The following is a 12,160-nucleotide window of genomic DNA, read 5'->3' on the forward strand; positions in this document are numbered from 1 at the left end:
ATTTATTATGTTTGTGGAGCGGTGAAATGATTTGAGGGACGGTGAAAATAAAAAAAGGTTTTCAAACGGGGAGAATGAAAACCTTAAATAACCAATTATAAACCTAAATTATGATGATACAAAGATAGTGTAAATATTACACCTGTGCAACTATTCATTACTATTTTTTTAAACGTTCTGAATTTTGTAGCTGTTCAGCTACAAGTTGCCTGTAGCTGTGCTGAAACTAGTCCATCATGAAGCTCGAAGGTCTATATTTCATCACAGCATAAAAGCTATTGGTGAACGCTTGTACGCTTTTATAACCGACTTTATATGCAATTTGGGAGATGGTGAATTGTTTTGTGCTAAGAAGTTCCAAACTCTTGATAATGCGGAGTAACTGCTGATATTTCGCAAGTGTCATTCCGGTTTCCTTTTTAAAAAGGCGCTCAATAGTTCGGAGCGAAAGATTGGACAATAGGGCGATCTCGTCTAAGGTGCAGGCTTCTGTGTAATGGTCATGGAGGTGATTTAAGACGGCTTGAAGTCTATTTTCCTGAGGAAGGGTGATCCCAAGTTGGAGCAATTGTGCGGCGAAATAGGGGAGTTCATGGAGTAAAGCACCCAGGAAAACTTTTTCATGTTTATCTTCTTCAATCAATTTCGACCATTTTTCACAATACAAAATCATTTCCCGTAATACTTTAGGCGCCGAAAATAGCTGCACCTGACTGAAAAACAACTGGTCTTGTGCGCTGTCGAATTGTGGAGTATCAAAAAAAAGCACCATAAGCTTGATGCGCTCAGAGTGGGAGTTGGTCTTATGTAATGCACCAGAGGGAATCCAGGCAACGTGATTTTGGGGGAGTAAATACATTTTTCCTGCGACGGTAAGGTATTGGAAACCCTGTTCGACATAAATCAACTGGCCTTTGCGATGACTGTGCAGCTCGTTGTCGTGTATCCAGTTTTCTTCAAACCAGACAAAGGTTGATTTCTGGATGCGTTCAATTGTCAATGTATGATTTGTTTGATCCATGTCGTTTTAAATTAAATTAATGGCAAATTTAATTAAAATTTCAGGTATATCTTTGCAGGCGATCATTACATGTATAGCGCGATTTTATTATGAAAGAAAATATAAAAGTATCCACAGCTGTTTCTTGGACCTGGTTATCCATATTGGTTGTTGTTATGGTCTCAACCAATCTGCGGTCGCCAATTACAGCCGTTGGCCCGGTACTGGGGCAAATCAGTGAAGATTTACAATTAAATAGTTTTCAAAGCAGCCTATTGACGGCAATTCCCCTTTTTATGTTTGCGAGCTGTTCTGTCGCAGTAAGTCGATATTCGCATAAACTGGGCATGCATCGTTTTTTATTGTTTGGTTTAATGCTGTTGAGTGTAGGGATTGTGCTTCGGGTCTGGGGCAATATGCCAACGCTGTTTGTGGGATCTTTTTTAATTGGACTTGGGATCTGTGTGGGCAATGTCGTTACACCTGGCTATATAAAAACCAGTTTTCCAAAGCAGATTGGGCTGATGACAGGGATTTTTGCGGTAGCAATGAACCTGACTGCGGCTTTTGCTTCGGGTTTTAGTTTACGATTGGGTGAATGGACTGGTCTTGGGTGGCAAGGCTCACTGGGTGTTTGGGTGATTTTAGCCTTGTTATCACTTATAGTTGTTTTTTTTGATGGTTTAGGCCGAAAGAAGGCTCCAGGTATTACTGAAAATAGACAAGCGACAAGTGGAATCGGGTATATCTTTAGGTCAAGATTGGCCTGGTATATCAGCCTATTCATGGGTATTCAGTCCCTGATTTACTACAGCTTGATTTCTTGGTTGCCCAACGTATTGGTCGATTATGGTATGCCAAAGGAGGATACGGGCTGGTTGCTGTTTTTGATCCAAATTGCCATGATTCCCATTATGTTCATTGGACCTATTTTGGCTCATCGGATGAAGGATCAACGTTTAATGGCAACTGCTGTTGCGATAGGCATGCTTGGAAGTATCTTTATATTTTGGCATTACAAGCTTCAGGGAATTTATGTTGCCGCCGTATTGTTGGGACTTTCCAATGGACTGTCTTTCAGTTTGTCTATTCTCTTCTTTACCCTGCGGGCTAGATCAACGGCAAATGCAATCAAAATATCGGGCATGGCGCAGTCTGTTGGCTATTTTATTGCGGCTTTTGGTCCGCCGGTCTTTGGTAGGCTGCACGAAATAGATGCTACCTGGAATTACTCGTTCTACTTTTTGGCGGGGAGTATCGTACTTTTATTATTTGCGGGATGGAAGGCCGGAGAAGCTACGTATGTAGCGGAAGATTAAAGATAAGGCTACATCAGGCATAGGTGTTTAGCTGATGTAGCCTTATTCAATTAGCTTTTAAGCGCTGGCTTTCGAATTGACCTGTTAATCTTTGAGGACAGAAAATTCGATGTATGTGGCATTGTTCACATCGTGAAAAATACGTTGGGTAGCTTTACGGAAGTCAGCTTTGGTGGCTGTATAAGACGGTAAAAATACCTGTGGATTTCGTTCTGCCAACGGAAACCATGAGTTTTGTACCTGAACCATAATGCGATGTCCTTTTTTGAAGGTATGCGCAACGTCTGGCATTTCAAAATTAACCTTTTCGACCATACCTGGAGTCAAGGCCTGTGCTTTATCAAAACCATTTCGGTATTTCCCCGCCATGATCTCACCACGTACCATCATTTGATATCCAGCCATTGTTTTTCCTTGATAACTTGCAGCATCGTTCGGGTATACATCAATCAGTTTGACAACATAGTCCGCGTCTGTTCCTGTTGAGGAGACTTTGAGGAAGTTTTTGATTGGGCCTACTATCGTCAGATCCTCCGTCAACGGTTCCGTTTGATAAACCATGACATCAGGGCGACTAGCTGCGAAACGCTGATCATCTACCATATACTCCCGTGTTCGGTTTTGAATTAACCCACCTTGATGCGGAACAGGTTTATTAGGGTCTGTTACATATTCATCCCAGGAATCTGTACGTTGAACTTTGTCAAATCCAAGTTTCCCCTGAGGTTGGAAGTATAGTTTTTTTGTCTCTACATTTTTTGGCGGCCATTGTTCGAAATGTTTCCATTCGTTGCTGCCTGAGACAAAAATGTTAGCTTCGGAAGGGGCGAAGTTTCCTTCATCTTTTAGGTAATATTTGAAAAACGGTTGTTCAAATTGCTCCTGATAAGTAATACTGGTTTTTTTCTCAAATTGGATATCACCTAAATAGTTTCCTTCTGCACGAACCCAGCCGCCATGATACCAAGGTCCCGCGACTAAAATCGAGTTGTTTTTTTTGCTTTTATCCTCAATCGATTGGTAAGTCTTAAATGTTCCATAAGCATCTTCCGCGTCAAAGAAACCACCAACCACCATCACAGCTGGTTTTACCTCCTGTAAAGAATTGGTGATCACACGCGATTTCCAAAAATCATCATAGTCGGGATGTTTAAACAGGTCATTCCAAAATTGTACGGAGTCACCAAAATACTTTTCTTTGAGTTCCCGCGCTGTTCCTGCTTCTGCAAAAAAGTTATATTTATCGGCTTCTTTGATCTGAATTTTGCCCTTAAATTGATCCGGTGTAATGGGTTTTGGACGAGGGACACCAAAGGTTGACATGAATGTAAATGCATCCTGAAGAAACAATACGCCATTATGGTGGAAGTCGTCGCCGATAAACCAGTCTGTTACGGGAGCCTGTGGGGAGACTGCCTTCAAGCTCGGGTGTGTTTTGACCAATCCGACGGTAGAATAGAAGCCTGGATAGGAAATCCCATAGAGCCCGGCTTTGCCATTATAGTTTTTGAGATTTTTCTGTAACCATTCAAGCGCATCATAGGTATCCGTACTTTCATCGATTGCTTTTTTATCTTTGCTGTAGGTGGTCGGACGAATATCTTCAAAATCACCTTCGCTCATCCACTTGCCACGGACATCCTGATAAACGAAAATATAACCTTCACGCATCATTTGGGGAAAGTTTCCCAAGCTTTTTTTGTATTCGTTCTGCCCATAAGGAGAAACCGTGTAGGGTGTTCTATTGAGTAAAACTGGATATTTCTTGGATTTGTCTTTTGGACTGTAGATCGCAGTAAATAATTTCTTCCCATCTCGCATGGGAATTGCTACTTCGGTCTTTTCATAATGATCTCTAACATAAGCCGAGTCGGCAGCTGTTTGAGCATGTAACTGGCTTGCGCTTAAAAGCGCTAAAGTTAGGCACGAAATTGTATTTTTCATTCAGATAATTATTTGTTCAGTACATTCTTTGGTGTAAATTATAATTTTACACTTGGGTTCATTTTTTGCAATGCTATGGATACTCTTATGCACCTTGGGCGCTATGCGATACAGTTAAATTTGTCATCGCGTTATCGTTTGGCAGACCATTTCTCCAGCTACAATGAGCGGATCAACAGCTGCAGGTTTATAAATTGAACGATAGATTCATTGCGTGTATTTAGATTTTAGGCTAAAGTTAGTGCTACTAAAACCATTTTCCAATTTTATTGTCATATTTATAGCGAATAGAAAAAGAAAAATTGACCAATTTTTGAGAAAGAAAAACTTTTTTTGGATTGAATTTGGATTAGTTTTCGAATCTTAATATATTGAGTAAAATTAAGGAGAATTATTTTTTGGGTTAACAGCTTTAGCTAAAAACGTTAAATTTCAATCAGATGGATTAGTAGAACACTAAATAATAATTCATTTTCAGATTATTTTTTTAGGTTTCGAATGGGGTTTGTATTGGTATTTGTCACGATTTTATAAATTAAGTGGGCAGTGGTATGAAATATGTTTTTTTAAGCTAATTTTAAGAATTATTTTATCATAATACATCAATTAAATAACAATTTAAGTATATAGAATTAATATGGGACAACAAGTGAAAGATGCCAATGGAAAATTGGGTATTCTTATTCCGGGATTAGGTGCTGTGGCTACAACATTAATCGCTGGTGTGGCATCTATAAACAAAGGTTTTTCAAAACCAATCGGATCTGTTTCTCAATTGAGCAGAATCCGTCTGGGTAAACGCACTGAGAACAGAAATCCATTAATTAAAGATTTCGTCCCTTTAGCAAAATTGGAAGATGTTGTTTTTGGTGGATGGGACGTATATGAGGATAACGTATACGAGGCTGCATCAAATGCACAGGTATTGGAGCAAGGCCAATTGGATGCTGTTAAGGCTGAATTGGAGGCAATCCAACCGATGAAGGCTGTGTTTGACCGTAATTTTGTGAAAAATTTGGACGGAACGCACATCAAATCTGAAAAAACTCGCCGTGAATTGGCAGATGCCGTACAACGTGATATTCGTGAATTTAAAGAGAAAAACGGATTAGACCGTGTTGTATTGGTATGGTGTGGATCTACTGAGCGTTATATTGAAACAAACGAAGCTTTTTCAACTTTAGCTAAATTAGAGGAAGCATTAGACAATGATGATCAACGTATTCCACCAAGTATGATCTATTGTTATGCGGCATTGAAAGAGGGAGCTCCTTATGTAAATGGTGCACCAAATTTAACATGTGACGTTCCTGCTATTGTTGAGTTGGCGCATGAAAACGGTGTGGCAATTGCAGGTAAAGATTTTAAAACAGGTCAAACATTGATGAAAACAATTGTGGCACCTGGTCTTCAAGCGAGAGCTTTGGGTGTTGAAGGTTGGTTTTCGACGAATATCTTAGGTAACCGGGATGGATTAGTATTAGATGATCCTGAAAATTTCAAAACAAAAGAGGTCTCTAAATTATCGGTATTGGAAGAAATTCTGGATGCGAAAAAGAACCCTGAGTTATACGGTGATCTTTATCATAAAGTACGTATCAACTATTATCCTCCACACGGCGATAATAAAGAATCTTGGGATAACATCGATATCTTCGGTTGGTTGGGTTACAAAATGCAGATTAAGATCAATTTCTTGTGTCGCGATTCAATTTTAGCTGCTCCGGTTGCGTTGGATTTGGCTTTGTTTATTGATTTGGCTCAACGTGCGGGTATGTCTGGTATTCAAGAGTGGTTATCATTTTACTTGAAATCTCCTCAAACCGCTCCGGGATTACCTCCTGAACACGATATCTTCAAACAATTGATGAAATTGCAAAATACATTGCGCCACATTATGGGTGAAGATTTAATCACACATTTGGGATTGGATTATTACCAGGAGCTAGTAGATAGTATTCAATAAATTACCTTAATAAGAGAGGGGAAACAATTGTTTAAAAACAATTTTTCCCCTTTTTCTTCAAAATCCTTACGATATTGAAGATTTGTGATATAACCCTCTGTAGACTTTTGCGCTTACGAACGCTGAGATAGTGACGGGGGTTTTGCTTTTTTATAAATGATTTTATTTTGCAATTAAAAGAAATGGAATTTGCAATTATAGCGGCGGGAGAAGGTTCTCGATTGCGAAAAGAGGGATTTAATTTACCGAAACCCTTGCTACCATTACATGGAGTTCCATTAATTGAGCGATTGATTCGCGTGTTTGTTAAAGAAGGGGCGCAAAGAGTTCATGTTATCATCAATAAACAATCTCCGGAACTGAAATTGTTTTTGGAAAAAACAACGTTTGAATTACCTATTGTACTTATAGAGGAAGATACTGCAAGTTCATTGCATAGTTTTGCCTTGCTTGTCAAAAATAACCCCGATTGGTCGTCCTGTTGTCTGACAACAACAGATACGGTTTTTAGACCACATGAATTTCATGCCTATTTGGAGGCATTCCAGCAACATCAACATGCCGATGCTTTTATGGCAGTCACTCCTTTTGTCGACGATGAGAGTCCGCTCTATGTGAACACAAATTCACAGCTTCGGGTGGAAGCTTTTCTGGATACAGCGACCGCAGAAACGAAGTATGTTTCTGGCGGAATTTATTGCTTCCGAAAAGCAGCTATGGATTGTGCATTAAGCTCCGTTGAAGCCGGTAATTCCAGAATGCGTAATTTTCAGCGTGCTTTATTGAAAAACGATTTACAAGTAGAAGCATTTGTATTTGACAAGGTGGTCGATATTGATCATTTAAAAGATCGTGTCGTCGCGGAACAATTTTTGAGTGAGGAGGTTAGTTAGTAAAATGAGCGATATGATTTCTATTTTAGGCGTAACTCGAAAAAATCGCTTTTCACCCAACCATGTGGGGAATGATGCCGCTATATTTAATGAAGTAGTTTTAAAACTGACTGAAAAAGGTGCTTCGGTGGAGGTGTGTAATGAAGATGAATTTTTGTCTTCATCATCCCTGAAGCAGGATAATATTCTGACTATGGGGAGAACAAAGACTTTAGTGAAAAAGTTGCAATCTCTTCAAAATAATGGGATCAATGTCTTGAATTCAGGATTTGGAATTGAAAATTGCTTTCGGAAAAACATGACCCTTAAGCTTTTAGAAGGTGGAGTTCCTTATCCGAAGAGTATCGTGATCTCTACCGTTGCAGATATCCAATCTATTTTTGAAAAACTGAAAGGAAAGGGTGTATGGATCAAACGTGGCGATTTTCATGCGATTCATAAGGAAGATGTTACCTTTGCTGCAAGTCTGAAAGAAGCGCAACATATCTTGAATGAATATGCACTTCGTGGGATTAAAGAGGCTGTAATTTCTGAACATCTTGCCGGAGACTTACTCAAGTTTTATGCAGTGCGGGGAACGGATTTTTTCTTTTATTTCTACCCATATGAACACAATCATCACAAATATGATTTGTATGAACAAATTAATGACGAGGTAGTGCATTTTCCTTTTGATCTCGACAATCTAAAAGAAGTTGCCAATCGTGCTGCGGAAGTCCTGGATGTACATATCTATGGCGGCGATGTGATTATTGATGCAAATGGAGACTTCCATATTATTGACTTAAACGACTGGCCAAGTTTTGCGCCATGTCGGGCAGAGGCTGCTGAGGCCATTGCTCAAATGGTTTACCATAAATTTACTGAAAAGAACCACAATGCAGAAAGAACAAGTTAATGTAATCGAAGAAGATAATTTGAGTGCATTCGAACAATCTTTAAAATCTAATGATACAGAAGAGCGAATTGATATTTGGTTTTATCGACCTATAGGTTATCGTATCGCGCAAGTCTGTGCCAAAATTGGTATTACACCCAACGCTGTGACAATTATTAGTATTTTCTTTGGCGTTGCGGCGGGTATTTTATTCTATTACCCTGCATTATGGATTAATGTGATTGGCATGCTTTTATTGGTTTTTGCCAATTCTTTAGATAGTGCCGATGGACAGCTGGCAAGAATGACAGACAATAAAAGTCGCTTTGGTCGTATCTTGGATGGTTTTGCCGGAGATTTTTGGTTTGCTTCTATTCATATTGCGATCTGTTTACGCAGTATTAATGAAGGATGGCCACAATGGCTATGGGTATTCTGTGTACTTGCAGGTGTATCGCATATGCTTCAGTCGGCAATGGCTGACTATTATCGTAATGTACATTTGTATTTTATAAAAGGTAAAGCTGGAAGTGAGCTGGACAATACACGTGATTTGAAAGTTGACTATGATGCCTTGTCTTGGCGCAAGAATTTTTTCAGCAAATTTGTGCTGAATGGCTACATGGGCTATACACGTAACCAGGAAAAGCTTTCTCCAAAACTGCAAAAGCTGCTGCATATTGTGAAGAGTCGTTATAAAGATGAATTGCCAAAACAATTGATGGTCGACTTTAGAACTCAAAATAAACCATTGATGAAGTATACAAATATTGTACAGTTCAATACAAGGGTGATTTTCCTATTTGTTTGGTTGTTTATCGGTCAGCCTTGGATTTACTTTTTCTTTGACATGTTTGTCCTAAATCCGATATTGATATACATGTGTAACCGACAAGAAAAAGTAAGCGGTTATTTTGTTGATAAATTAACAAATGATCCAACCTATGGGTAGTAAGATCTATAAAGTACTCTTTATGCTAATCGGTATAGGTACACTGGCCTATATGATTCAAGCAATGGGAATTGATGAGATTTGGAACAACCTCGAAAAAATAGGCTGGTGGTTTTTGCCCGTCCTCGGTAGCTGGGCAGTACTCTACTGGATGAACGCAATGGCATTTAAGGCAATTATTCAGGAACCCGAATTGCCACAGACGGACGTACCCTTTTGGAAGGTCTTACAGTTGACAATATCGGGGTATGCCATTAATTATATAACGCCATTTGTGGCGTTAGGTGGTGAGCCTTATCGTATCATGGAGCTTAAAAACTATGTCGGTGGTTCAAAGGCAGGTTCTTCCGTGCTGTTATACGGTGTCATGCACATTTTGTCGCATATTTTATTTTGGGTCGCTTCTGTTTTTCTAATTCTTTGGTTCGTACCGGCAAGTACAATGGTTGATGTGGCCTGTGCTGTGATTTTTGTGATGGCTATCATTTGTACTTGGCTATTTACGAAATTTTATAAGAAGGGAATTACAGTTTCACTATTGAAGGCTTTGTCTAAACTACCTTTGGTAGGCAAAAAAGTTGGTCATTTACTGGAGACGAAGTATGAAACGTTGAATGACGTCGATCAGCAGGTGAAAAACCTCTTTCAAAATCGTCGCGATCGCTTCTATACGGCCCTTTTTTGGGAATTTGTCGCACGTGTTGTGGGCTGTTTTGAGATTTATTTTATTGGTTTAGCCTTAGATATCAATATTGATTTTATTGATGCTATGATCATTAGCTCGGGATCTTCTTTATTTGCCAATCTTGTTTTTTTCTTTCCAATGCAATTGGGAACGCGGGAAGGTGGATTAGCAATGGCTGTGATGAGTATAGGATTGCCTGCGAAAGTCGGTATTTTTATGGGTGTTGTGACACGAATTAGGGAAATTGTCTGGATTATGATCGGTTTGGGGTGGATGAGTTTAGTAAAAAAGAAATAACATGAATAAGTTTAATATTAAAGGGATTATTTTTGATTATGGTGGAACCTTAGACACTAACGGGGGCCACTGGGGAGCTGTTATCTGGTCGGGTTATGAAAAATATCAGGTTCCTGTAAATTTGAACGCTTTTCAGGAGGCCTATACCTACGCGGAACGTCAGATGGCTTTACAGCCTATCATTAAGCCGCAGTTTAATTTTTTAGAAGTACTTGAGGCAAAGCTCAATGTACAATTTGATTATCTTATTGCTGCAGGGTACGACCTAGATCGCTCATTAGCTCATAAAATAGCCTTTGACGGTTATTCGCTGGCAAAGAATACCGTTGAGGAGGTAAAACCACTGTTAAATTCACTTCATGTAAAATATCCAATTGTCATGGTGTCCAATTTTTATGGTAATTTAAAATCAGTACTTGACGATTTTGGTATCCTGCCTTATTTTCAGTCTGTTGTGGAGTCTGCTGTCGTTGGTGTACGCAAACCTGATCCTGCAATTTATGCTTTAGGTGTGACTGAAATAGGTCTTCCTGCGCAAGAGGTATTGGTTGTGGGTGATTCCTATAGTAAAGATATGGTACCTGCCAAAGCCGTTGGCTGCCAGACCTTATGGTTGAAAGGGCAGACTTGGGGCGAGGATAAATTGCAAGATACTTCAGCTGCAGACCAACAATTTACAAGTATCTTTGATTTAATCGACTTTGTTTAAATAAAGATTCTGACGAAATTCTTTAGGCGAGATTCCAACATTTCGCTTAAAGAATTTACCAAAAAAGGATTGATCCGAGAAGTGCAATTTCATCGCAATTTCTCCGATGGAAAGCCCCTGGCAAAGTAACGATTTTGCTTCCTCCACTAAGACGTTCTGAATAAGTTCTATTGCTGATTTTCCGGTTAGTTCTTTCGTAATTACGGATAGGTGTTTTGCTGTGATACCAAGTTCCATCGCATAAAATTGCACCATGTGTTCTTTATGAAACGACTTTTTTAGGAGCAAATGGAAATTGGCAAGTATCTCTCTTTTTCGAGAGGGAATAGCTGGTGTATTTCGCATATTTTGGCTTCCTAGACGGGCTATTTCGCAAAATAATATTTCCGTTAATGACTTTATGATCTGATTCTTGAAAAGATAGCTAGCCCCTTGTCGATCGTAATGAATAAACTGTTTAAATAAGTTGGATAAGTTCGTCGAATCTTGGTTCGATAGCGACCAGATGTAGCTGTCATTTAAGGCAAGAGACTTCTTGGTGACCTCGAAGAAATCCTCCTGAAAATCCAGTTTGAAGCTAAAATCCAGCGTAAAGAAAATCAAATAAACCTCACAATCCCAAGATTTGACGACCGAAGAGCCATTAACTCGCGAAGAAGGATTGGTCAACAATAGATGATTTTGAGCAACTTGTACCCGTTCATTATTAATGATGAAGGAAGTTTCACCTTTTTTTATTAAACAGAGCGAATAGAGCTCACCTTTTGATAAAATGTGCTGCTGCTCGGAACTAAAGACGGGTTTTGATTTGTTGCCTTTAAAATGAAAGACATAAAAGCCCTTGTGTTCAATGGAAGTTTCCTTTACAGACATGTTTATTTTACGATAAAATCAAAATAGGTTTTACGATAGGGTTCATCTTGCAAGGTGTAATGCCACCATTCCTTATCATAAGCTTTAAAGCCAAATTTAGCCATCGCTTCTTTTAAGATCTTTCGGTTCTCTTTCTGTTGGGCTGTCAGATTCGCGTACTGATGATGTGAGACTGCGCCGAAAAAATCAAAAGGTCCACCCATGTCAATCTCTTTTTGATCTTTTAAGCTAATGAGCGTTAGATCTACTGTACTGCCCCGGCTGTGGCCCGATTTGGAGGCAATAAAGCCTAGATTGAACAAATTTTTCTTATTGATAAGCGGGTAGAATTCTTTTTTTGCGATCGTATCATTGGTGTTTAAGGACCATGTTTTAAAGTTGTCAACAGCACGTTGCGGGCGGTAGGCGTCGAATATTTTCAAGCCAAGACCTTTTTTATTTAAATGGTTCTCGACCTGCTGTAGTGCTAGCGCTGCGCGTTTAGTTAAAATAGCGACTGGTTTTTCATAACCTTTAATCGGCCTTCCGGTGAAGTTGTGACTGCCGAAATAACGCATTTCTAAGCTTATCGTGGGGATAATGTCCTTGACGTATACAAAATCTGAAGGCATGATCTTTTCCTGCCCACGGAGGCAAAGTGTGAAA

Annotated in this window: 11 protein-coding genes; 7 read left to right on the forward strand and 4 right to left on the reverse strand. The window is 39.3% G+C overall.

Annotated features, from left to right (window positions below):
- Positions 1-226 precede the first annotated feature (226 nt).
- Positions 227-1,021, reverse strand: coding sequence for a helix-turn-helix domain-containing protein (locus tag K2F45_RS09430; protein WP_145328588.1), 795 nt, complete (start codon positions 1,019-1,021; stop codon positions 227-229).
- A gap of 89 nt (positions 1,022-1,110) precedes the next feature.
- On the opposite strand from K2F45_RS09430, the gene K2F45_RS09435 reads away from it, so the two are divergent.
- Complete coding sequence (locus K2F45_RS09435) at positions 1,111-2,319, forward strand: CynX/NimT family MFS transporter (protein WP_248933393.1); 1,209 nt, start codon at positions 1,111-1,113, stop codon at positions 2,317-2,319.
- A gap of 84 nt (positions 2,320-2,403) precedes the next feature.
- Here the strand turns inward: K2F45_RS09435 and K2F45_RS09440 are convergent, their stop codons facing one another.
- A complete protein-coding gene (locus tag K2F45_RS09440; RefSeq protein ID WP_075991922.1) occupies positions 2,404-4,263 on the reverse strand; it encodes a CocE/NonD family hydrolase in 1,860 nt (619 codons plus the stop codon).
- A gap of 637 nt (positions 4,264-4,900) precedes the next feature.
- Here K2F45_RS09440 and K2F45_RS09445 point away from each other — a divergent pair.
- From K2F45_RS09445 to K2F45_RS09470, 6 genes are all read left to right on the forward strand, one after another.
- Positions 4,901-6,229 (forward strand): inositol-3-phosphate synthase, encoded by a 1,329-nt coding sequence (locus K2F45_RS09445; protein ID WP_075991923.1) that lies wholly within the window; start codon positions 4,901-4,903, stop codon positions 6,227-6,229.
- Positions 6,230-6,411: 182 nt separating this feature from the next.
- Positions 6,412-7,122 (forward strand): nucleotidyltransferase family protein, encoded by a 711-nt coding sequence (locus tag K2F45_RS09450; RefSeq protein WP_088160995.1) that lies wholly within the window; start codon positions 6,412-6,414, stop codon positions 7,120-7,122.
- 13 nt (positions 7,123-7,135) lie between these two features.
- A complete protein-coding gene (locus K2F45_RS09455; RefSeq protein WP_232475744.1) occupies positions 7,136-8,020 on the forward strand; it encodes an ATP-grasp domain-containing protein in 885 nt (294 codons plus the stop codon).
- Entirely contained in the window at positions 8,001-8,951 is a 951-nt protein-coding gene (locus K2F45_RS09460) for a CDP-alcohol phosphatidyltransferase family protein (RefSeq protein WP_075991926.1), read from the forward strand. Before K2F45_RS09455 ends, K2F45_RS09460 begins: the two co-directional genes overlap by 20 nt.
- A complete protein-coding gene (locus K2F45_RS09465; protein WP_248933394.1) occupies positions 8,932-9,933 on the forward strand; it encodes a lysylphosphatidylglycerol synthase transmembrane domain-containing protein in 1,002 nt (333 codons plus the stop codon). The genes K2F45_RS09460 and K2F45_RS09465 overlap by 20 nt, the downstream gene beginning before the upstream one ends.
- Before the next feature lies 1 nt (position 9,934).
- On the forward strand, positions 9,935-10,642 hold the full coding sequence (locus K2F45_RS09470; protein ID WP_248933395.1) for an HAD family hydrolase: 708 nt from the start codon (positions 9,935-9,937) through the stop codon (positions 10,640-10,642).
- On the opposite strand, the gene K2F45_RS09475 is transcribed toward K2F45_RS09470, so the two are convergent.
- Positions 10,625-11,515 (reverse strand): AraC family transcriptional regulator, encoded by an 891-nt coding sequence (locus K2F45_RS09475; RefSeq protein WP_075991929.1) that lies wholly within the window; start codon positions 11,513-11,515, stop codon positions 10,625-10,627. The genes K2F45_RS09470 and K2F45_RS09475 overlap by 18 nt on opposite strands.
- 2 nt (positions 11,516-11,517) lie before the next feature.
- Complete coding sequence (locus K2F45_RS09480; RefSeq protein ID WP_075991930.1) at positions 11,518-12,126, reverse strand: M15 family metallopeptidase; 609 nt, start codon at positions 12,124-12,126, stop codon at positions 11,518-11,520.
- Positions 12,127-12,160: the final 34 nt, after the last annotated feature.

Source organism: Sphingobacterium siyangense, assembly GCF_023277505.1.
GTDB classification, from domain to species: Bacteria; Bacteroidota; Bacteroidia; order Sphingobacteriales; family Sphingobacteriaceae; genus Sphingobacterium; species Sphingobacterium siyangense.

Excerpts from the sequence above, each read along its gene's own strand:
- K2F45_RS09470 (WP_248933395.1), top strand. The coding sequence starts at position 9,935 with ATGAATAAGTTTAATATTAAAGGGATTATTTTTGATTATGGTGGAACC.
- K2F45_RS09455 (WP_232475744.1), top strand. The coding sequence starts at position 7,136 with ATGATTTCTATTTTAGGCGTAACTCGAAAAAATCGCTTTTCACCCAAC.
- K2F45_RS09475 (WP_075991929.1), bottom strand. The coding sequence starts at position 11,515 with ATGTCTGTAAAGGAAACTTCCATTGAACACAAGGGCTTTTATGTCTTT.
- K2F45_RS09445 (WP_075991923.1), top strand. The coding sequence starts at position 4,901 with ATGGGACAACAAGTGAAAGATGCCAATGGAAAATTGGGTATTCTTATT.
- K2F45_RS09440 (WP_075991922.1), bottom strand. The coding sequence starts at position 4,263 with ATGAAAAATACAATTTCGTGCCTAACTTTAGCGCTTTTAAGCGCAAGC.
- K2F45_RS09465 (WP_248933394.1), top strand. The coding sequence starts at position 8,932 with ATGATCCAACCTATGGGTAGTAAGATCTATAAAGTACTCTTTATGCTA.
- K2F45_RS09480 (WP_075991930.1), bottom strand. The coding sequence starts at position 12,126 with ATGCCTTCAGATTTTGTATACGTCAAGGACATTATCCCCACGATAAGC.
- K2F45_RS09450 (WP_088160995.1), top strand. The coding sequence starts at position 6,412 with ATGGAATTTGCAATTATAGCGGCGGGAGAAGGTTCTCGATTGCGAAAA.
- K2F45_RS09435 (WP_248933393.1), top strand. The coding sequence starts at position 1,111 with ATGAAAGAAAATATAAAAGTATCCACAGCTGTTTCTTGGACCTGGTTA.
- K2F45_RS09430 (WP_145328588.1), bottom strand. The coding sequence starts at position 1,021 with ATGGATCAAACAAATCATACATTGACAATTGAACGCATCCAGAAATCA.
- K2F45_RS09460 (WP_075991926.1), top strand. The coding sequence starts at position 8,001 with ATGCAGAAAGAACAAGTTAATGTAATCGAAGAAGATAATTTGAGTGCA.